Source organism: Achromobacter aegrifaciens (genome assembly GCF_902859735.1).
Classification (GTDB): domain Bacteria; phylum Pseudomonadota; class Gammaproteobacteria; order Burkholderiales; family Burkholderiaceae_B; genus Achromobacter; species Achromobacter aegrifaciens.
The window spans coordinates 424,657-447,517 of sequence record NZ_CADIJY010000001.1 but is presented as its reverse complement, the minus strand read 5'-3'; the positions used below and the strand labels follow the sequence as shown (position 1 = coordinate 447,517).

Annotated in this window: 25 protein-coding genes; 7 read left to right on the top strand and 18 right to left on the bottom strand. The window is 67.8% G+C overall.

Annotated elements, in window-relative coordinates:
* Positions 1 to 25: 25 nt before the first annotated feature.
* Positions 26 to 874, bottom strand: coding sequence for a prepilin peptidase (locus tag HV766_RS02105; protein WP_054459296.1), 849 nt, complete (start codon positions 872 to 874; stop codon positions 26 to 28).
* A gap of 203 nt (positions 875 to 1,077) precedes the next feature.
* On the opposite strand from HV766_RS02105, the gene HV766_RS02100 reads away from it, so the two are divergent.
* Complete coding sequence (locus HV766_RS02100; protein WP_119451858.1) at positions 1,078 to 1,866, top strand: copper resistance protein NlpE N-terminal domain-containing protein; 789 nt, start codon at positions 1,078 to 1,080, stop codon at positions 1,864 to 1,866.
* A 91-nt stretch (positions 1,867 to 1,957) separates the two neighbouring features.
* On the opposite strand, the gene HV766_RS30280 is transcribed toward HV766_RS02100, so the two are convergent.
* The 4 genes from HV766_RS30280 to HV766_RS02080 form a co-directional block, all read right to left on the bottom strand.
* A complete protein-coding gene (locus HV766_RS30280; protein ID WP_054459287.1) occupies positions 1,958 to 2,374 on the bottom strand; it encodes a response regulator transcription factor in 417 nt (138 codons plus the stop codon).
* Between the two features lie 116 nt (positions 2,375 to 2,490).
* Positions 2,491 to 3,345: a pantoate--beta-alanine ligase gene (panC, locus tag HV766_RS02090; RefSeq protein WP_054459288.1), complete on the bottom strand. Its 855-nt coding sequence runs from the start codon at positions 3,343 to 3,345 to the stop codon at positions 2,491 to 2,493.
* Positions 3,346 to 3,381: 36 nt separating this feature from the next.
* Positions 3,382 to 4,272, bottom strand: coding sequence for a segregation and condensation protein A (locus tag HV766_RS02085; protein ID WP_054459290.1), 891 nt, complete (start codon positions 4,270 to 4,272; stop codon positions 3,382 to 3,384).
* Positions 4,273 to 4,288: 16 nt separating this feature from the next.
* Positions 4,289 to 4,477 carry a DUF3460 family protein gene (locus HV766_RS02080; RefSeq protein ID WP_042796240.1) on the bottom strand — a complete coding sequence of 63 codons (189 nt, stop codon included), beginning with the start codon at positions 4,475 to 4,477 and terminating at the stop codon, positions 4,289 to 4,291.
* Between the two features lie 98 nt (positions 4,478 to 4,575).
* Here HV766_RS02080 and HV766_RS02075 point away from each other — a divergent pair, with 98 nt between their 5' ends.
* Positions 4,576 to 6,030, top strand: coding sequence for a DHA2 family efflux MFS transporter permease subunit (locus tag HV766_RS02075; RefSeq protein WP_054459292.1), 1,455 nt, complete (start codon positions 4,576 to 4,578; stop codon positions 6,028 to 6,030).
* Entirely contained in the window at positions 6,017 to 7,543 is a 1,527-nt protein-coding gene (gene glpK, locus HV766_RS02070; RefSeq protein ID WP_119451860.1) for a glycerol kinase GlpK, read from the top strand. Before HV766_RS02075 ends, glpK begins: the two co-directional genes overlap by 14 nt.
* 311 nt (positions 7,544 to 7,854) lie before the next feature.
* On the opposite strand, the gene HV766_RS02065 is transcribed toward glpK, so the two are convergent.
* From HV766_RS02065 to HV766_RS02035, 7 genes are all read right to left on the bottom strand, one after another.
* Complete coding sequence (locus HV766_RS02065) at positions 7,855 to 8,013, bottom strand: hypothetical protein (RefSeq protein ID WP_175180455.1); 159 nt, start codon at positions 8,011 to 8,013, stop codon at positions 7,855 to 7,857.
* Between the two features lie 276 nt (positions 8,014 to 8,289).
* Positions 8,290 to 9,030, bottom strand: a complete 741-nt coding sequence (locus HV766_RS02060) for a lysophospholipid acyltransferase family protein (RefSeq protein ID WP_054459385.1) — start codon at positions 9,028 to 9,030, stop codon at positions 8,290 to 8,292.
* Entirely contained in the window at positions 9,027 to 10,316 is a 1,290-nt protein-coding gene (locus tag HV766_RS02055; RefSeq protein ID WP_175180454.1) for a dihydroorotase, read from the bottom strand. Before HV766_RS02055 ends, HV766_RS02060 begins: the two co-directional genes overlap by 4 nt.
* Positions 10,313 to 11,245 carry an aspartate carbamoyltransferase gene (locus HV766_RS02050; RefSeq protein WP_175180453.1) on the bottom strand — a complete coding sequence of 311 codons (933 nt, stop codon included), beginning with the start codon at positions 11,243 to 11,245 and terminating at the stop codon, positions 10,313 to 10,315. The genes HV766_RS02055 and HV766_RS02050 overlap by 4 nt, the downstream gene beginning before the upstream one ends.
* 21 nt (positions 11,246 to 11,266) lie before the next feature.
* Entirely contained in the window at positions 11,267 to 11,668 is a 402-nt protein-coding gene (gene ruvX / locus HV766_RS02045; protein WP_054459420.1) for a Holliday junction resolvase RuvX, read from the bottom strand.
* On the bottom strand, positions 11,661 to 12,248 hold the full coding sequence (locus HV766_RS02040; RefSeq protein ID WP_054459390.1) for a YqgE/AlgH family protein: 588 nt from the start codon (positions 12,246 to 12,248) through the stop codon (positions 11,661 to 11,663). Before HV766_RS02040 ends, ruvX begins: the two co-directional genes overlap by 8 nt.
* Before the next feature lie 152 nt (positions 12,249 to 12,400).
* Entirely contained in the window at positions 12,401 to 12,565 is a 165-nt protein-coding gene (locus HV766_RS02035; protein ID WP_003814980.1) for a rubredoxin, read from the bottom strand.
* A 155-nt stretch (positions 12,566 to 12,720) separates the two neighbouring features.
* Here HV766_RS02035 and HV766_RS02030 point away from each other — a divergent pair, with 155 nt between their 5' ends.
* Genes HV766_RS02030 through hemL form a run of 3 tightly spaced genes read left to right on the top strand, consistent with a single transcriptional unit; the run spans position 12,721 to position 15,475 of the window.
* Positions 12,721 to 13,530 carry a bifunctional hydroxymethylpyrimidine kinase/phosphomethylpyrimidine kinase gene (locus tag HV766_RS02030; RefSeq protein WP_119452196.1) on the top strand — a complete coding sequence of 270 codons (810 nt, stop codon included), beginning with the start codon at positions 12,721 to 12,723 and terminating at the stop codon, positions 13,528 to 13,530.
* Positions 13,527 to 14,192 carry a thiamine phosphate synthase gene (gene thiE, locus HV766_RS02025; RefSeq protein WP_054459393.1) on the top strand — a complete coding sequence of 222 codons (666 nt, stop codon included), beginning with the start codon at positions 13,527 to 13,529 and terminating at the stop codon, positions 14,190 to 14,192. The genes HV766_RS02030 and thiE overlap by 4 nt, the downstream gene beginning before the upstream one ends.
* A gap of 5 nt (positions 14,193 to 14,197) precedes the next feature.
* Positions 14,198 to 15,475: a glutamate-1-semialdehyde 2,1-aminomutase gene (gene hemL, locus HV766_RS02020; protein WP_054459395.1), complete on the top strand. Its 1,278-nt coding sequence runs from the start codon at positions 14,198 to 14,200 to the stop codon at positions 15,473 to 15,475.
* A 34-nt stretch (positions 15,476 to 15,509) separates the two neighbouring features.
* Here the strand turns inward: hemL and HV766_RS02015 are convergent, their stop codons facing one another.
* Entirely contained in the window at positions 15,510 to 16,262 is a 753-nt protein-coding gene (locus HV766_RS02015) for a lytic transglycosylase domain-containing protein (RefSeq protein ID WP_054459396.1), read from the bottom strand.
* Positions 16,263 to 16,528: 266 nt separating this feature from the next.
* Between HV766_RS02015 and HV766_RS02010 the strand changes: the two genes are divergently transcribed.
* Complete coding sequence (locus HV766_RS02010; protein WP_175180452.1) at positions 16,529 to 18,271, top strand: flagellar assembly protein A; 1,743 nt, start codon at positions 16,529 to 16,531, stop codon at positions 18,269 to 18,271.
* Between the two features lie 18 nt (positions 18,272 to 18,289).
* On the opposite strand, the gene HV766_RS02005 is transcribed toward HV766_RS02010, so the two are convergent.
* The 5 genes from HV766_RS02005 to HV766_RS01985 are packed head-to-tail and all read right to left on the bottom strand — an operon-like array spanning position 18,290 to position 22,839.
* The gene (locus HV766_RS02005) at positions 18,290 to 19,096 is read right to left on the bottom strand and encodes an SDR family oxidoreductase (RefSeq protein ID WP_054459400.1); all 807 of its coding nucleotides are present in this window, start codon (positions 19,094 to 19,096) and stop codon (positions 18,290 to 18,292) included.
* Between the two features lie 13 nt (positions 19,097 to 19,109).
* The gene (locus HV766_RS02000) at positions 19,110 to 19,721 is read right to left on the bottom strand and encodes a cysteine hydrolase family protein (protein ID WP_054459402.1); all 612 of its coding nucleotides are present in this window, start codon (positions 19,719 to 19,721) and stop codon (positions 19,110 to 19,112) included.
* On the bottom strand, positions 19,718 to 20,251 hold the full coding sequence (locus tag HV766_RS01995) for an aromatic-ring-hydroxylating dioxygenase subunit beta (protein WP_054459404.1): 534 nt from the start codon (positions 20,249 to 20,251) through the stop codon (positions 19,718 to 19,720). The genes HV766_RS02000 and HV766_RS01995 overlap by 4 nt, the downstream gene beginning before the upstream one ends.
* Entirely contained in the window at positions 20,242 to 21,585 is a 1,344-nt protein-coding gene (locus tag HV766_RS01990) for an aromatic ring-hydroxylating dioxygenase subunit alpha (protein WP_054459406.1), read from the bottom strand. The genes HV766_RS01995 and HV766_RS01990 overlap by 10 nt, the downstream gene beginning before the upstream one ends.
* Before the next feature lie 9 nt (positions 21,586 to 21,594).
* Entirely contained in the window at positions 21,595 to 22,839 is a 1,245-nt protein-coding gene (locus HV766_RS01985) for a dienelactone hydrolase family protein (RefSeq protein WP_054459407.1), read from the bottom strand.
* Between the last annotated feature and the right edge of the window lie 22 nt (positions 22,840 to 22,861).

The window sequence follows — 22,861 nt, the reverse complement described above, 5'->3', positions numbered from 1 at the left end:
CATCCCATGGAGGACATGAACCGCCCTATTGCAAAAACTGCCCCAAGCCGTGCTCGCCGCCCACCAGCAGCGTCACGACGCCCGCCAGCGCAAGATAGGGACCAAAGGGCAACGGCTGCCCGCGGCTGGCGCGGCCGCTCAAGGTCAGCGCGCCGCCGATCAGCACGCCCAGCAACGATGCGCTCAGCAGCAGCGTCGGCAGGGCTTCCACGCCAAACCATGCGCCCAGCGCGGCGAGCAGTTTGAAATCACCATAGCCCATGCCCTCGCGCCCCGTCAGCAGGCGGAACACATGAAAGATAACCCACAGGAAGACGTAGCCCGCCACCGCCCCCACCACCGCCATCTGCAGGCTGGCATAGGCATCGAACAGATTGACCAGCAGCCCGGCCCAGAGCAGCGGCTGGGTCAATGCGTCGGGCAGCAGTGTGGACTCGAAGTCGATCCAGGCCAGCGCCACCAGCATGGCCGACAAGCCCATGGCGGACAGCGCCAGCGGCGTGGCGCCGAACCGCCAGGCGCATGCAGCGAACAGCGCGCAGGTCAGCAGTTCGATGGCCGGGTAGCGCCACCCGATGGCCACGCCGCAAGCGCCGCAGCGACCCCGCAACAGCAGCCAACCCAGCAGCGGCAGCCGCCGCCAGCCCGCCACGGGGGTGTCGCAGGCGGGGCAGTGCGATGCCGGCGACCACAGGCCATAGCGCCCCGCCGCAAGCGGCTTGCCCGAGGCTTCCTGGCAGTGCGCCTGCCATTCCTGCTCCATCATGCGTGGCAGCCGGTGGGTCAGCACCGTCAGCCAGTTGCCGACGAACAAACCCGCCAGCGCCGCCAGGCCGATGAACAGGCCCAGAGGCAGATCGAAGACATGCCGCATCGCCGTCATCCACACGCGCGGCACTGGGCCGCAACGGCGCCACGCCAGGAGCTGGCGATAGTGCGCGGGGCAGGCTGGCGGCGGCCGTGTCGTAAATAGTGCATAAAGTGTTGAGGATGCCCAAGTGCGGCTAAGGGGAACGTATCGAATCTTCGCATAAGTGCGTAAAATCGGAGACAGACTCACCACACGGATAAGCTGCCATGACCGCGCGCGTAGAAATCGGTACCCGCTCCCGCAAACTCAGCGTCATGGGGCTGCTGCTCGCAGGCACCGCATTGGGCGCAGCTGGCTGTGCCCAACAGAAAACCGAAGGCTACTACGACCCTCCCGCCGAAAGCACCGTGACCGACGCCCAGTACCAGGGGTCGGGCGCGGGATATCGCAGCGTCATCCGTGCGCCGTCGCAAGTGCAGATCGCGCTCAAGCCGGATGCCCCCCGCAAGAACCAGAATCAGGCCGCCCAGGCCGCCGCCGGCGGTCAGACCACGGAAGACGGCCAGGCAGTCCCGGCAGACACCGAACACACCACCTCGGCATCCGCCGCAAGCGCGCCGGCCGCCGCCAGCCCGGCAAATCCCAGCGCGCCCAATCCGGCCGTGCAGAGCCTGGTGCCGCAGCCGCAGACCTACATGGGCACCCTGCCGTGCTTCTCGCCCGCCATGCAGTGCACCGCACAGCGCGTGACGCTTACGCTGGCGCCCAATGGCCGTTGGCGCGGCCGCGTGGCCTACCTGGAAAACGATCCCAAGAAAGGCCCGCCGGTTACCGAGCAAGGCTGCTGGGATGCCACCGACGAGCGCCCGCCGCGCGTCATCCTGATGGACAGCAAGGGCAATGGCCGCGCGGAATTCGTAGTGGCTGCCAACAACGTGCTGCGCGTGCGCTCCATTGACGGCCAGACGCCCAACCTGAACTACAACCTGACCCGCCAGCCTGATCTGGACCCGATCGACGAATTGGCCAAGGCGGCCGCGCCCCAGTGTCCTTGAGGCCCTCCGGCGGCTATTGAGTACGCCGCCTGCGCAGCCTTCCTACCCGGGCCCGACGAACATCACGTTCGCCGGGCCCGGTGCTTTTGGACTACCCGGCCTGGCTGTCTGGGTCGGCGCCAAGATCGGAACGGCGTGCAGCGGGACTTGCCAGGCATGGGCTGTACGCTGGCGTCGGCGGCTCATGCAGCACATAGCTCGGACTGACGCTGCCGGGCGGGGGCATGGAAACCAGCGCATGCCGGCGGTCCGGCCCAGCCGCCCCAGGCACGGGCGAGGCGCCGGAACGGCCGTGCTCGCACAGCCGGCACGCCAGTTGCATGGCGTTGCGCACTTGCAGCTTGGTGAAGATGCGGGAGCGGTGGGCCTCGACCGTGCGCAGCGAAATGCCCAGGTCTATGGCGATGACTTTATTGGGGCGGCCGGCGGCCACATAGGTGACGATTTGCCGTTCGCGGGGAGTGAGGGAAGAAAGAACGGCTTCCAGATCGGGACGGGGAGCTTGCATGGGGCGGCTCGCTTGCAATGTAGGATTGCACCGAGTCTGACCCGCCTCCCGCCACCACGTAAGCTGGTAGTTCTTTCAGGGGTGGACATGGACGCCACCCCCGCGGCCTTGCCGTCTCAGGCCGTGTAGGCCAGTTCCAGATTGTCGATCAGGCGGGTCGTGCCCAGCTTGGCGGCCGCCAGCGCCACCAATGGTTCGCCGGCCTGCAGGTCGGCGGCTTCGGGACGCTTGAGGTCGCGTTGGCGGCGCAGAGCCACGTAGTCCACCTGCCAGCCGCGCCGGGTCAGGGTCTCGACGGCTTCGCGCTCCAGGGCGGCGGCATCGCGTTCGCCCTGGGCCAGGCGCTCGTTGGCGTGCCGCAACGCGGCATACAACGCAGGCGCCTCGGCGCGGTCGGCGTCGCTGAGGTAACGGTTGCGCGAGGACAAGGCCAGGCCATCTTCGGCGCGCACGGTCTCGTGCGCCAACACTTCGACGGGCAATTGGAATTGGCGACACATGTTGCGCACCACCATCAGCTGCTGGTAGTCCTTCTTGCCGAACACCGCCACGCGCGGCTGCACGCAGGAGAACAGCTTCAGCACCACGGTGCTGACGCCTTCGAAGAAGCCGGGGCGGAACTCGCCTTCCAGGATATCGCCCAGGTCGTCCGGGGGCTGCACACGGAAGTTCTGCGGCTCCGGATACATCTCGCGCTCGTTCGGCGCGAACAGCACGTAGACGTCGCGCTCGCGCTCGAGCTTCTCGATGTCGGCGGCGAGCGTGCGGGGATACTGGTCGAAGTCTTCGTTGGGACCGAACTGCAGGCGGTTCACGAAGATGCTGGCCACCACCGGATCGCCATGCTGGCGCGCCAGCTTCATCAGGGACAGGTGGCCTTCGTGCAGATTGCCCATCGTGGGCACGAAGGACACGCGATTCTGGCCGCGCAGGTGATCGCGCAATTCCTGGATGGTGTGTACGACTTTCAAGGAGTTTCTCCGGGGTTGGGGGCAGCCCGGTGAGGATCAGGCCGCGACCGCCGACACGCTGGTGTAGGCCAGGCGCACGTAGATGGGAGCATAGGGCTCGGCCTGCGTAATTTCCAGCAGGGACTCGCGCGCCAGCTCCAGCATGGCGATGAAATGCACGACGACCACCGCCGCGGGCGCGCCTTCGCGGACGCGCTCCATGAACAGGTCGCCGAATTCCATGAAGCGCACGTCGTTCAGGCGCCGCAGGATATGCGTCATGTGATCGCGCACGGACAACTGTTCGCGCGTGATGTGGTGATGCTGGTTCAGCTTGGCCCGCTTCATGATGTCGGCCCACGCCGCGCGCAAGTCGTCCACGCTGACCTCGGGCAGCATGCGCTCGACGCTCAGGTCGGCCACCGCCTGGCTGCTGACGAAGTCGCGGCCCAGCTGGGGCATCGCGTCCAGCTTCTGGGCGGCCAGCTTCATCTGCTCGTATTCGAGCAGGCGGCGCACGAGTTCGGCGCGTGGATCTTCCGGCTCTTCGCCGGTGTCGGTCTTCTTGACCGGCAGCAGCATGCGCGACTTGATCTCGATGAGCATCGCCGCCATCAGCAGGTACTCTGCGGCCAGCTCCAGGTTGTGGATGCGGATCTGCTCCACATACGACAGATACTGCCGCGTGACATCCGCCATGGGGATGTCCAGCACATTGAAGTTCTGCTTGCGGATCAGGTAGAGCAGCAGGTCGAGCGGCCCTTCAAACGCTTCCAGAAACACTTCCAGCGCATCCGGCGGGATGTACAGGTCCGTGGGCATCTGGAACAGCGGCTCGCCATACAGGCGCGCGAACGCCACGCTGTCGATCGTGTCAGGGGTGCTGTCGACGGGCGGTTCCACTAGCGCGGCCAGGGCGTCGCCCGGGACGGAAGCGTTTTGGGCCATGATTGCCGCAATGGGCTCAGTCGGCCTGGTAGACGTACGGCTTTTGCGGCACGCGGGCCGCGCGGAAGCCTTCCAGCAGCTCCGAGTCCTGCGGTTTGTCCCAAAGGCGGGCGCGGCCCTCGCGCTGGCGCTCTTCGGTGCCAGGATGCGATTTCTTGTAGTCCTTCAGGAAAAGGGTGATCTCGGATTCGTAGTTGGTCGCCATGGCACCAATTTCAATGGGTTTCGGATGTAGGGAGTTTACTTCACGGCGGCCCACCCCCCGGCGTTACAATCTCGCGGCACCCATCGCCCCCGCCCGCCATGTCCGCAGAAACCGCAGCAGCAGCCCGCCCCGCTCCTCTTTCCAGTGAGCAAGCCGCGCGCGCGGCGCGCATGATTCCCTTCATCGTGGGCTGTGCGCTGTTCATGCAGATGCTGGACGCCACCGTGGTCGCCACCGCCCTGCCAGCCATGGCCCACGCCCTGGGTTCGACCCCGGTACGGCTGAACGTGGCCATTACTTCCTACCTGCTGTCGGTGGCGGTATTCGTGCCCGTCAGCGGCTGGGCGGCCGACCGCTACGGCGCGCGGCGGGTGTTCGTGGCGGCGATCGGCCTGTTCACGCTCAGCTCGGTGGCCTGTGCGCTGTCCCAGGATCTGCCGCAACTGGTCCTGGCCCGCATCGTCCAGGGGATGGCGGGCGCAATGATGGTGCCGGTGGGGCGCATCATCCTGCTGCGCACCGTGCCCAAGCAGGACTTGCTGAAGGCCATGTCCTTCCTTTCCATTCCGGCCCTGCTGGGCCCCGTGATCGGACCGCCGTTGGGCGGCTTCATGGTCACCTACATGTCCTGGCACTGGATCTTCCTGATCAATATCCCTATCGGTATCCTGGGAATTTTCCTGGTGCTGCGCTACGTCGCGGAAATCCGCGAGGAAGCCGCCCCGCGCCTGGACTGGCCGGGCTTCCTGCTCAGCGCGATCTGCCTGGCGACCCTGGTCAGCGGTTTCGAGGCCATCGGCCGCGATGTCATGCCGCCGTCCGTGCTGCTGGGGCTGATCGTGGTCGGCACGATCTGCGGCCTGCTCTATGGCTGGCATGCCAAGCGCACCGAACACCCCATCATCGACCTGTCGCTGATGCGGATCCCCACCTTCGCCATCTCCACGCTGGGCGGCAACCTGTGCCGTTTCGCCGTGGGCGCCACGCCCTTCCTGCTGGCCATGCTGCTGCAGGTGGGTTTTGGCCTCACGCCGTTCGCGGCCGGCCTGATCACCTTCGCCAGCGCCGCGGGCGCGCTGCTGATGAAGTTCGTGGCCACCCCCATCGTCAAGCACTTCGGCTTTCGCCGGGTCCTGACCGTGAACGCCGTGCTGGCGGGCGCGTTCATCGTGGTCTGCGGCGCCTTCACTCCCACCACGCCGGTGTGGCTGATGATCGCGATCCTGCTGGTCGGCGGCTTTTTCCGTTCGCTGCAGTTCACCGGGGTAAATACGCTAACCTATGCCGACATCCCCCCGTCCAAGATGAGCCGCGCCAGCAGTTTCGCCGCGATGGCGCAGCAGCTGGGCATCAGCCTGGGCGTGGGCGTGGCCGCGGTGACGCTGAACATCAGCATGTCCCTGCGCGGCGCGGAAACGCTGGCGATCCGCGATGTCGTCGCGGGCTTCATCGTCGTCGGCGTGCTGTGCATGGCTTCGACCTTCTCCTTTAGACGCCTCGACCCTCTGGCCGGGGCACACCTGAACGGCGCCAAACAAAGTGACGACGAATGAATTTGTCCTAGCCCTGGACCAGGGCACGACCAGCTCCCGCGCAATCGTGTTCGACCGTGAGGGCGTGGTGCGCGGCGTGGGCCAGCGCGAATTCCGCCAGCACTATCCGCGGCCGGGCTGGGTCGAGCACGACGCCAGCGAGATCTGGCATAGCCAGCTGGATGTGGCGCGCGAAGCCCTGCGCAATGCCGGCGCGACCGCCGCCGACATCGCCGCCATCGGCATCACCAATCAGCGCGAAACCACCCTGATCTGGGAACGCGCCACCGGCCGCCCGCTGGCGCGCGCCATCGTCTGGCAGGACCGCCGCACGGCGCCCATGTGCGACCAGCTGCGCCAGGACGGCCACGCCGATTTCCTGCAATCGCGCACCGGCCTGGTGCTGGACGCCTATTTTTCCGGCACCAAGCTCGCCTGGCTGCTGGATCACGTGCCGGGCGCACGCCAGATGGCCGATCGCGGCGAACTGGCCTTTGGCACGGTGGACACCTGGCTGATCTGGCAACTGACGGGCGGCGCGGTGCACAGCACCGACCCGAGCAACGCCTCGCGCACCATGCTGTTCGACCTGCACACGCAGGACTGGAACGACGAGATCCTGGCGCTGCTGAAGATCCCGCGCAGCGTGCTGCCCACCATCGCGCCCAGCAGCGCGGTGGTGGGTGAAGCCCTGCCCGAATGGTTAGGCGGTTCGATCCCGATTGCCGGCAACGCCGGCGACCAGCAGGCCGCCACCTTCGGCCAGGCCTGCTTCACGCCGGGCATGGCAAAGAACACCTACGGCACCGGCTGCTTCATGCTGATGAACGTGGGCGAAAAACCTGTGCAGTCCCACAACAACCTGCTGTCCACGGTAGGCTGGGGCCTGCCGCAGGCCGGCAACAGCGGCTGGCGCCCGACCTACATGCTGGAAGGCGGCGTGTTCGTGGCCGGCGCGGCGGTGCAATGGCTGCGCGACGGCCTGGGCATCATCCAGCGTTCGGAAGAAATCGAATCCCTGGCCGCCAGCGTGGCCGACACCGACGACGTATTCATGGTCCCGGCCTTCGCCGGCCTGGGCGCGCCGCACTGGGATCCGTATGCGCGCGGCACGCTGGTGGGCCTGACCCGCGGCACCACCCGCGCCCACATCGCCCGCGCCACGCTGGAATCCATCGCTCTGCAAAGCGCCGAACTGCTGACCTGCATGAACGGCGACAGCGGCATCGCGCTGACCGAGCTGCGCGTGGACGGCGGCGCCGCCCGCAACGACCTGCTGATGCAGATGCAGGCGGATTTGCTGGGCGTCCCGGTGGTCCGCCCGCGCGTATCGGAATCGACGGCGCTGGGGGCCGCGGGGTTGGCGGGGCTGGCGGTCGGGTTCTGGTCGGGGCTGGAGGAGTTTGCCTCGAAGTGGCAGGCTGAGCGGACGTTCGAACCGACTTGGCCGGAGTCCGTGCGGGCTGCGCGGATGAAGCGGTGGCGGCAGGCGGTGGAGTTGTCCAAGGGGTGGTCGGATAGTGCTGGGAAGTAGGCGGGCTTTGTAGCTTCTGGCGCTGAGTTCGCCCGAGGCTGCGTTTGCATGGTTTCGAGGCGCCGTTCCAGTGCTTCGTAGGCCGCCCATCGGCGCGGGCGCCTGAGTGGCGGGCGCCCACGATTGCGGTCCGGAGCCTTCGCTCCGGACTGCCCCGTCGTCATCTTCGTCCAGGCCTTCGGCCTTCCCTTCAGATTCCCTCGGGCGCATCGAGGTTGCCCGCCACTCAGGCGCCCGCGCCGATGGGCTACTTGAATCTTGGACTGATGCGCTGCTAGAGCTGTGGTCAGGGACGATTCTTGGGCTGCCCGTCATTCTCGGCCGCGCGGGCGGCCGAGAATGACATACGTGATTTCTTGAATTTCGATTGTGTTCGCTTGCGCGAATGCGGCGAGTGGTTTGCTAATGGTCGCCAGCTCATGGGGGATGGGCGGTGATGGATGGCGCGCGGTGACGAACTGCTTGCGCATGCTGACCGTCACGCGCGCCACCCATCCCGCACTGACGTTGAATGACGATGGTTGGCCAACCGACGCGCTTCAACGTCCCGCATACCCAAAATCACCAACCACCAGCGCGCAGCGCCAACACGCGACGCAAGACACCGCGTAAGCCCCAAAAGGCCGCCCGCGCGGCCGGCCTGGGGCGGGCCCCGCAAGACACGCCCCCAACCACTGCTCTAGCGGCACGACAAGCCAAGACGCACGCCGCCCGCGACGACGGACGACCTACGAAGCGCTTATGCGCTACAGCACACTCGAAATCGCATCCCGCGCCTGATGAGACAACTCCAGCCGCGTAGGCAAACTCCCGTCCGGATGCCGCGCCGCCAACGGCGGCAGGAACACCACTTCGACGGCCAGTCCCGTCACCCCCAGCACCCGCCAGAGATTCGCGACCAAGGACTCTTCCCCCACGAACGCCGCGTAACCGCTGCGCTTGCCATGCTGCAGGAAGCGCAAGGCCACGGGCTGGATCTCGACGGCGGCCGAACGCGCCGGCTCGAACAGGCTGGCGTGGAAGGGCAGCAGTTCGAAACCCTCGCTCGTCGTGCCTTCGGGGAACAGCCCCACCGCGTCGCCCTGCTTGAAGCGGGCTTGCATGGATTCACCCATGGCGTGCACCGCGTGGCGCTGGCCGCGTTCGATGAAGAGCGTGCCGGCGCCGGCCACCAGCCAGCCGATGATCGGCCAACTGCGGATTTCGCTTTTGGCGACGAAGGACGTGGCGCGCGCCGAGTTCAGCACGAAGATGTCGATCCAGGACACGTGGTTGGCCACCAGCAGCACCGGACCGGTCAGGCGCGGCTCACCCTTGAGGACGACCCGCAGGCCACAGAAAGCCATCAGGCAGCGCGACCAGCGGCGGTTCAGCCAGGCACGTGATTTGGGGCCGATCAGGGGATATACCAGGCCTACACACAAGAGGCCGAAGAGAATCCAGGGCACCACGAGGAACAGCCTAAGGACAAAGCGCAGCAGCTTCAAACCGGAGTCTCCCAGGCCAGGCTGCCACCTACCACGGTGGCGCGTACGCGGCCGGGCAGCATCATACCCGCGAACGGGGTATGGCCGCTGCGGCTTTGCAGCGCGCCGGGCATCACCAGCCATTCGGCTTCCAGATCGGCCAGGCACAGGTCCGCTGACGCTCCCACGCCCAGATGGCCGGCGGATGCGGCCAGCGGAGAAACGCTGGCCAGCACCGCGGCGGGGCCGCAAGTGACCCGCGCCAGTGCTTCGGGCAGAGGTCGGCGGTGGTCGCGCGCCCACTTCAGGGCCAGGGACAGCAGCAGCTCCAGTCCGGTAGCGCCGGGCTCGGCCAACGGGAACGGCACGGCTTTGGCGGCGTCGTCGATCGGATTGTGATCGGAGCACAGCGCATCGACAGTGCCGTCGGCCAACGCGGCCTGGATCGCGTCGCGATCGCGCTGGCCGCGCAGCGGCGGGTTCAGGCGGAAGTCCGTATTGAAGAAGCCGATGTCCACGTCAGTCAGGTGCAGACTGTGGACGGACACGTCGGCCGTGACCGGCAGGCCCTCGCGCCGGGCGGCGCGCAGCAGTTCCAGGCCAGCGGCCGAGGACAGCCGCGTCAGGTGCACGCGCGCGCCGGTGGCGCGCTGCAGTTCAAAAATGGTGTGCAGGGCCACGGTTTCCGCCTGCGGCGGCAGCCCTTCGAGGCCCAGGCGCTCGGCGTAGGCGCCGCTTGCGGCGACCGCGCCGCGCGCGAGCCACGGATCCTGTGGTCGCAGCCACAGCGCCAGGCCCATGCCGCTGGCGTAGCGCATCGCGCCCCAGAGCACGCGCGTATCGGCGATGCCTTGTTCGCCGTGCGTATAGGCGAGGCAGCCCGCCTGCGCCAGCAGGCCCATCTCGGCCAGCGTTTCGCCGGCCAGTCCCACCGTCATCGCGCCCAAGGGATGGACGCGACATTGCCCGGCCTCGGCGTGGCGCATCAAGGCCTCGGCCTTGCCGGGTTCATCCAGCGGCGCGCCAGGGTCCGGTGGCAGCACCAGCCGGGTGACGCCACCGGCAAGCGCCGCGCGCAATTCGGCAGCGGCGAAGGCCGCCGCGCCCGGTTGCGTGACGCGCGCGGACAGATCGATCAGGCCCGGCAACACCGCCAGCCCGCTCGCGTCCAGCGAGCGATCCGCTTGAAAACCGTCGGGCGCGCGGCCCACGGCGACGACGTGGCCGTCGGCGATGTAGAGGTCGTGCCGTCCGTCCACCGCGTTGGCGGGGTCGATCAGCCGGCCATTGGCGATATGCAGCCTCACGACGCGTCTCCGGTCAGCAATTCCAAGGCGGCCAGACGCAGATGCTGCTCGATATCCTCCAGCCGCGCCTCGATGGGCGCCAGGCTGGCCGACACATCGCCGTCGACCTCGATGCCGGGCGTCAACACGCCCGCCGGCAGCAGCAGGGCATCGGAGCGGGCCGCGGCCAGGGCATCCGGCGTCAGGCCGTAGGCCTGCGCGTATTCGCGTGCGGAAGGGAGTTGCGCGCCGCTGATGCCTTCCACTTGCAAGGGCAGCGCGATGACGACATCTGCATCCTGCAAGCCCTCGCGCAGCGAGGCGCAGGCGCGCACGCCGAGCTGCGGCAGTCCGTCGGGCAACAGGCTGCGCGGCGCGGCGGCGCGGACTTCGGGCACGCCCAGCGTGGTCATGGCATGGATGACGGAACGCGCCACGCGCGAGTGGCGGATGTCGCCCACCAGCGTCACGGCCAGGTTGGTCAGGTCCTGCCGCGCGTCGAGCATGGCTTGCACCTGCGCCAGCGCGGGCAAGGGATCGGCGTGGCAGCCGTCGCCTGCGTTGAGGATGCGCAGGCCCGGCGCCGCGTGCGCGGCCGCGCAATGCGCCGCGCCGCTGGCGCCATGGCGCAGCACCAGCAGGCCCGGGGCCAGGCGCGCGACGGTTGCGGCCAGCGCGTCGCCGGCCTGCGGATCCAGCATGACCGCAGACAGCGACAAGCGCTGCGCAGCAGCGGCAAAGGCATCGCGGTCTTGCGTGGACTCATCGGGCAGGCACAGGAATACCGGCATCGCGGACGACGGGCCGGCTGGCGCCTCCCCCGTTGTATCGCCGCGCGCCGCCCAGGCGCGCGCCGCGTCCAGCAGCCGTTCGACGTGCCTGCGGGGCAGCCCTTCGGTGGTCAACAGGTGTATCAGTTCGCCGCGGCGATCGAGTTGCGGATTGAGCATAGGCAGTCCGGACCGCGTGCATCAAGCCGCAGGCAGGGTGTCCAGGTATCGTTGCAGGATAACAGCCGCCGCCATCGCGTCGTCCGCCGCATGGGTACCCAGCAGGCGCTGCGCCTCCATGCTGGAACCGCGTTCGTCGACCAGTTCGACGGCGAGGCCGAAGCGGCCGTGCAATTGATTGGCAAAGCGGCGGCAGCGCGCGGTGGCGGGTTGCTCGCCGCCGTCGGCGTCCAGGGCCAGCCCCACCACGACACGGTGGGGCTGCCACTCCTGCAAGAGCGCCGCGATGCGGCCGAAGCGCGCCTCGCGGACTTCGCTGAAGATGATTTCCAGCGGACGCGCCTGGCGCGTCAGCGTATTGCCGATGGCGATGCCGATCTTCTTCTCGCCGAAATCGAAGGCAAGCAGGGTCTCTTCAGGCATGTCCGGCATCGCCCGCCAGCATCACCGGATCGATGCCCAGCAGCTTCAGCGCGGCCGGATAGCGTTCCTCGGGGGGCACGTCGAAAATGATGTCGTCGTCAGCGCCCACGCTGAGCCAGGCGTTCTGCGCCATCTCGCTCTCGAGCTGGCCCGCGCCCCAACCGGCATAACCCAGCGTGACCAGCATGCGGGCCGGCCCCTTGCCGTCGGCCACGGCCTGCAGCACGTCGCGCGAGGTGGTCAGCGCCATGTCGCCCAGCTTGATGCTGGAGCTGTAGTCGCCGGCCGGCGCGTGCAGCACGAAACCGCGGTCGGTCTGCACCGGACCGCCAAAGAAGACCAGGGTGTCCTTCACGGGACCGATTTCGAGTGTCAGGTCGATGCGCTCGAACAAGGTGCCCAACGTCAGGTCGGTGGGCCGGTTGATGACCAGGCCCAGCGCGCCACGTTCGGTGTGTTCGCAGACATAGATGACCGAACCCGCCAGGCTGCCTTCCACCATGCCGGGCATGGCGATCAGGAACTGGTTGGCAAAATTGGCTGCCTGCGTCGCGGCGTCTTCGTGATGTTTTTCCGTCATGGCAACCCCTACATGGGTAATCTGAAAGAACCGTGGGGAGGCCGCGCGTATCCAGCAAGCATCATGCCTGGCGGCAGTCGGGTCCACGGTTGCGAGGGATGGGGCCTAGCCCCATCTTACGAGCCTTGGCGGAATATGTCGGCGCTATGGCCTCAGATTTCCATCAATTCGAAGTCCTCTTTGCGGGCGCCGCATTCAGGACAGACCCAGTTCGGGGGCACGTCTTCCCAGCGGGTGCCGGGCGCAATGCCTTCGTCGGGCAGGCCGGCCTCTTCGTCATAGACCCAGCCGCAAATCAAACACATCCAAGTACGCATAGTTCTCTCTTACATCAATCCAGGCCCTTGCCCGGCATCAGGGCAAAGGTGAAGGGCTTCCATTAGAATGGGGACAATCTTACCGAAACCCAATAGGGGTTCCCCTGATTCACCGCAAATGAGTCCGGGCGCCCCCCCACTCTAACGCTGTCCAAGTGGCCCCCGTTACTCCCCCTCTCGTTTTGGTCTTCGGTCCGCTCGATCCCTCGGGTTCCGACGGCTTGCCGGCAGATGCCGTCACTTGTGCCGGCCTGGGTTGCCATGGCCTCGCGGCCGTGACCGCGCTGACCGTGCGGGATACCGCCGGCATCGAAGAAATCCATCCCGTTACACCCGACCTGCTGGACGATCAGGCGCGCTGCCTGCTCGAAGACATGTCCGTGCAGGCCATCAAGGTGGGCGGACTATACACCGCGGAAACCGCCAGCGTCGCAGCGCAGATCGCCGCCGATTACAGCCAGGTGCCGCTGGTCCTGCATCTGGGCCAGCGCGCCCAGCCGCCGGCCGACGCCGCCGACGAGGACGATGCCGACGACCTGCTGGCCGCCACCCTGGAGCTGGTGCTGCCGCAGACGGACCTGCTGATCATCGAGCACCTGCGCCTGGCGCAGTGGCACGCCGACGGCGACATTGATATCGGGGACGCACCGACACCCATGCACGCCCTGCTGGCGGCGGGCGCGGAATGGGTTCTGGTTCTGGGCAGCCCGCAGCGGCCCGGCCACTACGCCAACATGCTGCTAGGCCCCAACGGCCAGACCGCCACCCTGCCCTGGCAGGCGCCCCCGGACCGCAACGGCGACGCCGGCGGCGTGGCCGCCACTGCCATCGCGGCCATGCTGGCTCGCGGCCTGGAAATGCCGGAAGCCGTGCGCCAGGGGCTGGCGCACGCCGACGCGGCAGTCGCCGCCAGCTTCCTGCCGGGCATGGGCCGGCGCATTCCCAACCGGATTCCCTCCCAATGAAAGCGCTGCGCTTCCCCACTGGCCTGTATGGCGTCACCCCCGAATGGGACGACACCGATCGCCTGCTGCTGGCGGTGCGCCAGGCCGCCGCGGGCGGCATGCGCTCGCTGCAGCTGCGCCGCAAGAACGTGCCTGACGCCGTGCGCGCCGCCCAGGCCCGCGCGCTGGCGCCGCTGTGCCGCGAGCTGGGCGTAGTCTTCCTGATCAACGACGACTGGCGCCTGGCGCTGGAAGTGGGCGCCGACGGCGCGCACGTCGGCCGCGAGGACGAAAGCCTGGCGCGAATCCGCGCCGAGGCCGGTCCCGACCTGATCCTGGGCGGCTCCAGCTACGACGACCTGGGCCGCGCGCAGGAACTGCTGGCCGCGGGCGCCGATTACATCGCCTTCGGCGCCATGTATGCCTCCACCGTCAAGCCCGACACCGTGCGCGCGCCGCTGTCGGTGCTGACCGAAGCCCGCCGCCTGACGGACACCTGCGACGCCCCCCGGCCCGCGGTCGTCGCCATCGGCGGCATCACGCCCGACAACGCGCCGTTGGTGGCCCAAGCGGGCGCCGACGCCATTGCCGTCATCACCGCGCTATTCGAAGCGCCCAGCATCCGCGCCGCCGCGGCCGCATGCTCCGCGCCCTATTCCGCAAACCCCAACCGCAAGCCTTGAACGCCATGTCCAGTAACGCTCAGCTTTTCGAACGCGCCTGCCGCAGCATCCCCGGCGGCGTCAACTCGCCCGTGCGCGCCTTCCGTTCCGTGGGCGGCACGCCGCGCTTCATCAAGCGCGCGCAGGGCCCGTACGTGTGGGACGCGGAAGACAAGCAGTACATCGACTACGTCGGTTCCTGGGGCCCGGCCATCCTCGGCCATTCGCATCCTGAAGTGGTGCGCGCCGTGCAGGACGCGGCGGTCAACGGCCTGTCCTTCGGCGCTCCCACCGAAGCGGAAATCGAGCTGGCCGAAGTGCTGATCTCGCGCCTGCCCTCGCTGGAGCAGGTGCGCCTGGTCAGCTCGGGCACCGAAGCGACCATGACGGCCATCCGCCTGGCCCGCGGCGCCACCGGCCGCGCCAAGATCGTGAAGTTCGAAGGCTGCTACCACGGCCATTCGGACAGCCTGCTGGTGAAGGCGGGCTCGGGCCTGCTGACCTTCGGCAACCCCAGCTCGGCCGGCGTGCCGCCGGAATTCGTTTCGCACACGCTGACCCTGGAATACAACAACCTGGACGCCGTGCGCGAGGCTTTCGCCCAGCATGGCGCCGACATCGCCTGCATCATCGTCGAGCCGGTCGCCGGCAACATGAACCTGATCAAGCCGGCCCCTGGCTTCCTGGAAGGCCTGCGCGAGGTCTGCACGCAGCACGGCGCGCTGCTGATCTTCGACGAAGTCATGACCGGTTTCCGCGTCGGCCCGCAAGGCGTGCAAGGCCTGACCGGCGTCAAGCCCGACATCACCACGCTGGCCAAGGTGATCGGCGGCGGCATGCCGGTGGGCGCCTTCGGCGGCAGCGCCGAGATCATGAAGCACATCGCCCCGCTGGGCGGCGTCTATCAGGCCGGCACGCTGTCGGGCAACCCGGTGGCCGTGGCCGCGGGCCTGGCCACGATGCGCCTGATCGCCGCTCCGGGCTTCTACGACAAGCTGTCGGCCCAGACCGCCAAGCTGGCCCAGGGCCTGCAGGAACGCGCCCGCGCCGCGGGCCTGGCCTTCTCGGCCGACTCGGTGGGCGGCATGTTCGGCATCTACTTCAGCGATAAGGTCCCGACCTCGTTCGCCGAAGTCTCGGCCTGCGACACGGCGGCGTTCAATCGCTTCTTCCATGCCATGCTGGACCACGGCGTGCACTTCGCGCCGTCCGCCTTCGAAGCGGGCTTTGTCTCGGCCACGCACGACGACGCGGTGATCAAGTCCACCCTGGACATCGCCGAAAAGGTCTTCGCGTCCATGTAACGACGCCGGGGAGCCGGCCCGCGGCCGCTCCCCTTCAAGGCGCCTTGTAGTGCTCGTACAAGGCGGTCACATCCCGCACGTACGCCTGGGTCTCCGCATAGGGCGGCACGGCGTCATATTTGCGCACCGCCCCTTCCCCCGCGTTATAGGCCGCCAGCGCCAGATCCAGCCGGCCCGGATACTGGTCGATCAGCCGGCGCAGATGGCGCGAGCCCGCGTTCACATTGGTCGCCGGATCCACCAGCGCCGTCTCCACGTCAGCCACTGAAAGCAGCGGCGCCGCGGTGGCAGGCATCAACTGCATCAGGCCCAACGCCCCCTTGGGCGAACGCGCATCGCTGCGAAAGCCCGATTCGATTGCGATCACGGCCCTGAGCAAGGCCTGGTCCACGCCCGACTCCCGGGCCGCCCGGGCAATCAGCCCGTCATGCGCCTGCGGCACCTTCAGGTCTTCCCAACGCTGCGCGCGCGAGGCAGAGGCCAGCGTCACCAGGCGCGCGCCATCGCCGGACTTGGGCTCGCAGTCCAGACAGACCTTCATGCTGCTGCCGCGCCAGGCGGTCCTGGCCTGCGCCCGCTTGTAATACTTGGCGTAACCCGTGGGCACCTTCATCGACCGCCACACGCCATAGGGATCCTTGTAGCGATAGATGTCGGCCGCCTGGGCGGAACCGGCGGGCGCCAGGGCCAGAACGCCGCTCACCAGGGCCGCCAGCGCCGCCATGCCCGCGGCGCGCGCCGCGAAGGCGCGCAGGGCCGGCAGGACGGGACAGGGATGGCGGTGCATGGGCGGCTCCGGCGGCGTCCGAAGACGCGGAATCGAGCTCCTATGCTGCTGCGGCAACGCCCTTTTGTCGCTAGTACCGACGCCCTAGTCCTGCCCGGACGGTCGCCATCCCAGGGGCAAACAGGGGCAGAACTAGGGCATGCGGCGGAATTTGCCCCACCTACTTTCCAGTAGCCTATAACGCTTGGGATAGAATATGACTTAATATTTCCTATGATTACCAAATAATTTCACCTGGCAGAAACACCAGGCTGGAGAGAGGCAAGATGGACGCAGAAAACACGCTCCGGCTGACGCTGGACGCCACGACCAACGTCCTGACGGCGGTCTACACGCCGCCCGCGCGTCCCGACTCGGCGGATTCCGCCCTGGCGCCCGCCTCGCCAGCCGAGACAGACGGCGCAACCGCCCTGGACACCGAGGTCAGCGTCGCGGTCGACGACGACGAACCGCGTCCCAACGTCAATGCCGACCTGCCCAGCTGGGACACCCTGGCAGCGGCGGCCGTCGCTCAGGGCTGGGGTGCCGAGGCGCTGGACAGCCAGGCCGTCCTGACCTTCATCGACCTGTGCCGCCACGCCAACGAAACCGTGAAGGCCCCGGTCGGCCAGGTCGTCGACGGCTCACTAGAGCTGGAACTGGACGCCGAGCGCATGTCCGCCCTGCTGACCCTGCTCCCGCCCAAGGGCGGCAAGCCCGTCACGCTGGAAGCCGTGCGCCAGGTGCTGGCCGAACGCGGCATTGTCCACGGCATCCTGGAACAGGAGCTGATCGACGCCGTCACGCAGGGCCGCCGCGAAACCACGCAGATCGCCCGCGGCACGCCGCCCACCCGCGGCACCCCGACGCGCTTCGAAAGCCTGCTGGACCGCCTCAAGCCCCGCGGCCAGGATATCGACGAACTGGCCCAGGTCGACTACCGCGACCTCGGCAGCCTGCTGCTGGTCACGCCCGGCATGCCACTGATGCGGCGCACGCCGCCCCTGCCCGGCGTGGACGGCAGCACCGTGCTGGGCGAACCGATCCTGCCCAACGAACTGCCTGACACGCCGTTCGCCAGCGACCTGTCCGGCGCCGCCGTCGACCCGGAAGATCCGCTGCTGCTGCGCGCCACCATCGCCGGCACGCCCACCCTGGTCAGCCACGGCGTGCAGGTGAATCCGCTGGTCGAAGTCGACGCCGTCAACCTCAGCACCGGCAACATCCATTTCGAAGGCTCGCTGCTGGTGCGCGGCGACATCGCCGCCACCATGGAAGTCCACGTGACGGGCGACGTGATGGTCAACGGCACCATGGAAGCTGCGCTGGTCGAGGCCGGCGGCAACGTCACGGTCAAGGGTGGCATCATCGGCCTGGCCGAAGCCCTGCAAGACGCCACCGCCGCCGCGCGCACCGCGCGCGTCGTCTGTGGCGGCGCACTGCGCGCCAAGTTCATCGAAAACGCCGTCATCAGTGCAGGCAAGGACGTAGACGTGGAGCGCGAAATCCGCCAGAGCAGCATCGCGGCCGGCGGCAGCGTCAACGTCGGCCCGCCCAACACCCAGCAAAGCGCCATCACCGGCGGCCAGACCCGCGCCATGCAGGCCGTACGCGCCGGCACCATTGGTTCGCCCTCGGGCATCCCGACGCTGGTGCAGGCCGGCCTGGATCCGCATGCCGACATCAAGCGTTCGGCATTGGCGCGCAAGCGCCAGAAGATGCACGAGGAAAAATCCAAGCTGGAGCAACTGCTGATGTTCCTGAAGGCCAATCCTCAACGCGCCCCGGGCGACGTAGCCGACCGCGCCCGCAACACCCACGTCAAGCTCAGCCAGGACCTGCTGGCGCTGGACGCAGAGGAAGCCCAGCTGGTGCTGGACCTGCAGCCCCTGGCCAGCGCCACCATCCAGGCCGCGCGCCGCTTCTGCGGCGGCGCGACGATTCAGGTGGGCAACAAGGTGCAGGAATTCCTGGAAGACCAGATCGGCGGCAAGGCCGCCGTCGAAGAAGGGCAGATCGTCATCCGCTGACCCTGCCCGCTGGCGCCCTCAGGGCGCCAGTTCCTTGAACCAGGCGCGCGGCGAAATGCCGCGGTCCGGCCCCAGGATGGAAAAGCCGCCGTCCACGGGTATGTCCACACCCGTCATCCACGAAGCCGCGTCGGAGCAGGCGAAGCACACCGCCGCGGCGATCTCCTCGCCCGACCCTACCCGCCCCAGCGGATGGAAATGCGCTCCCACCGCGTCCGCCGCTGGACGCGAACCGCCCGACAACTGTTCCACCGACGGCGACCAGGTCCAGGCCGGCGACACCGCCAGCACGCGCACGCCGGCCGGCGCCAGCTCCACCGCGAAGTTCTTGGTGATCTGCAGCAGCGCCGCTTTGGACGCCGGATAAAGCGCGCGCCCGGCCGCGCCGAACTTGCCGCCGGTGCTGCCCATGTTCACCACCACGCCGCCGCGCGGCAGCAGCGGCGCAGCCAGTTGCGTGAAGATGGCCGCCGACACCAGGTTGGTGTCCAGCGTGTTGTGCCATTCCTCGCGCGACGAGGCCAGGCCCCGGTCCGCGTACTGGCAAGCGTTGTTGACCAGGATATCCAGCCGTCCGAAACGCGCCACGGCAGCATCGATGCAGCGCTGTATCTGCGCGTCCTGCCCGATGTCGGTTTCGCAGTACAGCGCACGGCCGTCCAGCTCGTCTTCGAGCTTGCGGCCGGCCTCGGCGTTGCGCCCGACCAGCACCACGTTGACGCCAGCCGCGGCCAGGCCGCGCGCGATGTCCGCGCCCAGTCCCTGGGTACTGCCAGTGACGATGGCGGTCTTGCCGGCCAGCCCGGGAAAGCCTGTGAAATCCATGATGAATCCTTGATCAATGAGGCGCGGCGGCCCAGCGCACAGCTTCCGCCACCGGCCCGGTTTGCGCAATCAGGCGCATGCTGGCCAGCGACGCGTCATGCACCGCCGGGTCAGCGGACGCGCAGGCGTCCTGCGCCACCATGACCTCGAAGCCGATGTCGGCCGCGTGGCGCACCGTGCCCTCCACCACCGAATGCGTGGCGACGCCTGCCACCACCAGCCGACGCGCGCCCAAGAGCCGCAGGGTCTCTTCCAGCGGCGTGCCGTAGAAGGCGCTGATGCGGGTGTGCTTCACCACGAACTCGCGCGCGCTGCCGGCCAGCGGCTGCAGCCCCTCGTAAAACGCGCTGCCCCACTGCCCCTCCGGCACCGCGCCGATGGCGGCCACGTTGCGGAAGATGGGGCAATTGGCCATCAGGTCGGCGTAATCCGGCCGGAATGCGATGCGCACGTGCACGATGGGCAGATCATGCGCCCGCGCCCCCGCCAGCAGGGCCGCCGCGTTGTCCAGCAGGCGCTGGCGCGCCCCGCTGTCCGCATCCAGGCCGACACGGATCTTGCCCTCGGGGTGCAGCACGTCGTTCTGGAAGTGCAGCGCCAGCACCGCGGCGTCGGTCGCAGTCACACGAACACCTCGAACACGTCGTGCACGTCGTCGCAATTGACCAGATCCACCCGCTTCATGCGGATACGCCAGCTGTCGCCCTCGGCGGCCAGCTTATGGGTATAGCGGCCCGCCAATTGGCGCGGCTGGCGCTTGCGCCATTCGGTCATCTGGAAGGTGGAATGCACCACCAGATTGCCGCCGGCGTCCACGCCCTCGATCTCCACCGCGCCCACCAGCCGCGCGCTGCGCGTGGGCGGCTGCTGCGACCAGTTGCGCGGATGCTCCAGCCGGCGGATGCGCACGTCGCGCAGCATGCGGTCTTCCCAGAACAGCGAGATGTGGTCGTAGGGGCTCTGCTGGCCCGGCGTGCGCGGCATCCAGTACATGCCGTCGGCGGTCCACAGCGCCTGCCAGTCGTCGTAGCGGCGTTCGTCCAGCAGGCGGGCCTCGCGGTACAGGAACTGCGCGATGCGGTGATAGGCGTCGGCCGGGACCTCTGCCGGCGACAGGCCTTCCGTGCTCACGTCGAAATCAAGGTCTAGCAGCATGAGCGGTCTCCGGTGGCGGCTTCGGCGGCGGCGGGGCCGGCTTCCATATAGGTCTTCCAGGCGTCGAACTGGTTGCGCATGGGCAGCTCGCTGGTGCCGTTGACCGACACCAGGCCTTCGCTATCGCTGCGGTCGCTGCCGTGGTAGCGGTGCATGCTGACCCATTCACCGCCTCTCGTGGCGTTGCCTTCCTGGCAGCGGTTGTAGAGTTCGATGTCGTCCGGCATGACGTTGGACGAAGGCGAGTTGATGACGTTGGCGTACAGCATGGCGCGCTTGAAAACGCCGTCCGGCGCGCCCTTGCAGCGGAAGGTCTGGATCTCGATCATGGTGCGGTCGACGGCGATGGGTCGGATCACGCGGAACTGCTGGAACACCGTGTGGGGCGAGCCGCTGCCGTAGATCACCGTGTTGTGGCGGTTCATGCCCAGGATCTCGCGGGCGCGCGTCTCGCCATAGGCGGCGGTCAGGGTTTCGAAATGCGCGCGCGACACCGGGTCGCGCTCGGCCGCGCCCGGATTGAAGATGCCTTCCATGTAGCCGTGGCCGTTGGGATAGGCGCGCAGCTCCAGCTTTTCCCAGAATTCGTAGGGTTCGCCGTTGCCGTCCATGATGTGCAGCTCCAGCGGCATCTCGCCCATTTCCTTGGCTTCGTCGCGGGCCGCGGCATACGACGATTCATGCGTGACGCGGGCATGCATGGTGTCGTGCAGGTTCTCGTAGAACACCTTCCAGTTGGAACGCTGCATGACGCGGAAGATGCCACCGGCCACTTCCACCTCGCCCACCGGCGAACGGTCGCAGAGATTGTCGATCGACGAGCGCACGCCGCCCAGGAAGTCTTCCAGCGCCGGGCCGTCCTTGGCCTGGCTGGCGAACACGAAGCCGCGATAGCTTTCCACGCGCGCCACCCGGCGCATCGAAAAGGACGGATCGGCGGGATCGTAGGCCGTACCCTCCAGCCCCTGCTTCAACGGCACGCCCAGATGGCTGCCATCCAGCTTGAAGGTCCAGGCGTGGTAGGGGCAGCGGAAGAACTTGCCGACGCAGCCCTCGCCGTCGGCCACTACCTTGGCGCCCTTGTGCGGGCAGCGGTTGTACAGCACATGCACGCGGCCGTCGGTGGCGCGCACCATCAGCACGTCCTGGTCGCCCAGGCGCGTGGTGTGGTAGTCGCCCGTCTTGGGCACCTGGCTTTCGTGCCCCACGTAGATCCAGGCGCGGCCATAGATCCGCTGCATCTCCAGGTCGAAGATGGCGGGGTCGGTGTAGACGCCGCGGTGCACGCTGTCGCCGCGCACCATCGCGGCCAATTGCTCTTCGGTGTATGACATGTCCGGCTCCTACTTGTTCTCGCTTTCTTTCCAGCGCGCCATCAACGTGTTCGACGGCAGGGTCTCGTCCAGCAGCTTGGCAGCGGTCTCGCGACCGGCCACGGGCAGGCCCTTGGGGTCCAGCAGGCCCACCTGCACCAGCACGCTGGCCTGGTCCCAATAGATGTGCTCGTGATAGAGCTTGTCGCCGCGGAACTTGACGATGGCGATCAGCGGAATCTCCACGTACTTGCCCGTGGGCTTCACGCCCGGCAGCAGCCAGTCGATCTCGGTGGTGTGCGTGAAGCAGAACAGCAGCTCGTCCACGATCTGCGTCGCGCCCACCGTGCGCGACAGCGGCACCAGGCGCGTATCCGGCGGATTGCTGTTGACGAAGTGATGCTGGTAGAAGCGGCTCAGCTCCTTGTGGCCCACGCCCCCGGTCATGGTGGGGATGTGGTTAACGTAGGGTTCGGCGACCATGGTCGCCATGGTCGCCGCCACATCGCGCGTGCCGAATTCGTACTCGCAGTGCTTGTCCCACAAGTACGAATAGTCGAACTCCGGCCCGATGGCGCGCTGCAAGGCCGCCATGCTGCGCTGATGCGCCATCAGCGCCGAAGGCTTGTCGTAATGGTCCCCGCCCGTGCGCGCGAACGCATGGTCCATGCCCGGGTAGACGTAGATCTGCACCCCGGGCTTGTTGCCCAGCGCTTCCAGGATGCGCTGACGCGCCTCGGGCGGACAGAAGCCGTCCTGCTCGGCGATGTGCAGCACCAGCCGGCCGCGCAGTTGCGCCGCTTCGTCCAGGCTGTTCTCGATGCCTACGCCGTAGTAGCCGATGGCCACGTCCACGTCGGTGCGGCAGGCGGCCAGGTAGGCCAGCTTGCCGCCCAGGCAGTAGCCCAGCACGCCCACCCCGCCCTGCTGTTCAGGCAGCCCGCGCAGCGCGGCGATGGTGGACGCGATGTCCTTCAGGCCCAGCTCTACGTCGAATTTCTGGTAAAGCTCGAAGGCGCGCGGCATATCGGCCGGGCCATCGGTCAGCTGGATGCCCGGCTGCTGGCGCCAGAACAGGTCCGGCACCAGCACCACATAACCTTCCTCGGCCAACAGCTGCGCCGCGCGGCGCATAAAATCGTTCACGCCGAAGATCTCCTGGCACAGCACCAGGCCCGGGCCATGCCCGGACGCCGGCACGGCCAGATAGGCGCCGAAGGACTTGCCGTCATGCGAGGCCACCGTCACTTCGCGCGTCGTAATGTTCTGGGTCATACGTATCTCCTTGTTGCGGATG